At 71.5% G+C, this 2121-nt stretch carries 2 protein-coding genes; one reads left to right on the top strand and one right to left on the bottom strand.

Annotated elements, in window-relative coordinates; genetic code table 11:
- Positions 1 to 178: 178 nt before the first annotated feature.
- The gene (locus R6V09_RS51755) at positions 179 to 1132 is read right to left on the bottom strand and encodes a Ppx/GppA phosphatase family protein (protein ID WP_317888344.1); all 954 of its coding nucleotides are present in this window, start codon (positions 1130 to 1132) and stop codon (positions 179 to 181) included.
- An 83-nt stretch (positions 1133 to 1215) separates the two neighbouring features.
- On the opposite strand from R6V09_RS51755, the gene R6V09_RS51750 reads away from it, so the two are divergent.
- Positions 1216 to 2082: a hypothetical protein gene (locus tag R6V09_RS51750; RefSeq protein ID WP_317888343.1), complete on the top strand. Its 867-nt coding sequence runs from the start codon at positions 1216 to 1218 to the stop codon at positions 2080 to 2082.
- The last annotated feature ends 39 nt before the right edge of the window (positions 2083 to 2121 follow it).

The raw sequence follows: 2121 nt of genomic DNA, 5'->3' as shown, positions 1-2121 counted from the left end.
CACACGCGTGCCGCACGAACAGCCACGCTCGCGTGCGCCACGGCCGAGCCGACGGAGGTACAGCCACCCCCTGAGCGCCGCCCGAATCAGCAGCAGCCGTGCGGGGACAGGACGGCCACGCGCGCGTGCACCACAGCCCCGCACCCGCCCCGCCCCGCACCCTCGCCCACCGCCCCGCCTACGCCGACGGCATCTGATCCAGTCGCGACGGCATCTGGTCCAGCCGTCGCAGGATCACGCCCTCGCGCAGCGCCCACGGGCAGACCTCCAGGGTCTCGACGCCGAAGAGGTCCATCGCGCCCTCGGCGACCATCGCGCCGGCGATGAGCTGTTCGGCGCGGCCCTCGGAGACGCCGGGCAGGACGGCGCGCTGGGCGGTGGTCATGCCGGCGAGGCGGGGGACCCAGGCCTCCAGGGATTCGCGCTTCAGTTCGCGCTGGACGTAGAGGCCGTCGGCGGAGCGGGCTGCGCCGGCGAGGCGGGCCAGCTGCTTGAAGGTCTTCGACGTGGCGACGACGTGGTCGGGGGCGCCGAAACGGCTGAACTCGCCCACCGTACGGGCGATCTGGGCGCGCACATGGCGGCGCAGGGCCCTTATCGCGTCCGGTTCCGGCGGGTCCCCGGGAAGCCAGCCGGCGGTGAGGCGGCCGGCGCCGAGCGGCAGCGACACCGCAGCGTCGGGCTCCTCGTCGATGCCGTACGCGATCTCCAGGGAGCCGCCGCCGATGTCGAGGACGAGCAGTTTGCCGGCGGACCAGCCGAACCAGCGGCGGACGGCGAGGAAGGTGAGGCGGGCCTCCTCGGCGCCGGTGAGGACATGGAGTTCGACGCCGGTCTCGGTCTGCACGCGCGCGAGGACCTCGTCCGCGTTGCTGGCCTCGCGGACGGCGGAGGTGGCGAACGGGAGGATTTCCTCGACGCCCTTGTCCTCGGCGGCCTGCAACGCCTCCTGGACGACGCCGACGAGTTTGTCGACCCCTTCGGGGCCGATCGCGCCGTCCTCGTCGAGGAGTTGGGCAAGGCGGAGTTCCACCTTGTGCGAGTGCGCGGGCAGGGGGCGCGCGCCCGGGTGTGCGTCCACCACCAGCAGATGCACCGTGTTCGATCCCACGTCGAGGACACCGAGTCTCATATACGGAACGCTACTGCCACCTGCACCTATCTCGGTCCCCGGAGCGGTGTCTGGGGCCGCCTCGGGCGACTTACCCTGGACGCGTGCCAAAGACGAAAAAGGCGAAGAACGACAAGGCGGCCAAATCACCCGGCGATTCTTCGCCGGTGAAGTCGGCCAGGTCCCCGAAGACGTCTCTGATGTCGAAGAAGGCCCTGAAGGGCGACGAGAAGGGGCTCGACTTCGCGCGCGCGTGGGTGGAGTTCCCGGATCCGGCGGACGAGGAACAGCTCTTCCGCTGTGATCTGACATGGCTGACCTCTCGCTGGAACTGCGTCTTCGGAAGCGGCTGCCAGGGCATCCAGGCGGGCCGCGCGGACGACGGGTGCTGCACCCTGGGCGCGCACTTCTCCGACGAGGACGACGAGAAACGGGTCGCCGGGCATGTGGCGAGGCTCACCCCGGACATCTGGCAGCACCACGACGAGGGCGCGAAGAACGGCTGGACCTCGGAGGACGAGGACGGCGACCGCCAGACCCGCCCCTTCAAGGGCTCGTGCATCTTCCAGAACCGCCCCGGTTTCGCGGGCGGCGCGGGCTGCTCGCTGCACATCCTGGCCGTGAAGGAGGGCCGCGAACCGCTGGAGACCAAGCCGGACGTCTGCTGGCAGCTGCCGGTGCGGCGGACGTACGAGTGGATCGACCGGCCGGACGACACGCGTGTGCTCCAGGTGTCGATCGGCGAGTACGACCGCAGGGGCTGGGGTCCCGGCGGCCACGACCTGCACTGGTGGTGCACGTCGGCGACCTCGGCGCACGGCGCGGGCGACCCGGTGTACGTGTCCTACCGCCCGGAGCTGACCGAGCTGATGGGCAAGGCCGGCTACGACCGCCTGGTCGAGCTGTGCGAGGAGCGCCTGGCCTCGCAACTCCCGCTGCTGGCACCGCATCCGGCGGACCCGGTCGGCTGACGGGTCAGGACGGGCACGGGTCGCCGCCGTCGTCGGACG

Source organism: Streptomyces sp. W16 (assembly GCF_033194735.1).
In the GTDB taxonomy this organism is placed as follows: domain Bacteria; phylum Actinomycetota; class Actinomycetes; order Streptomycetales; family Streptomycetaceae; genus Streptomyces.
The sequence above is the reverse complement of the archived record's forward strand: the minus strand, read 5'-3'. Positions and strand labels throughout refer to the sequence as shown.

Coding starts and splice junctions, on each gene's coding strand:
- R6V09_RS51755 (WP_317888344.1), bottom strand. CDS start 1,132: ATGAGACTCGGTGTCCTCGACGTGGGATCGAACACGGTGCATCTGCTG.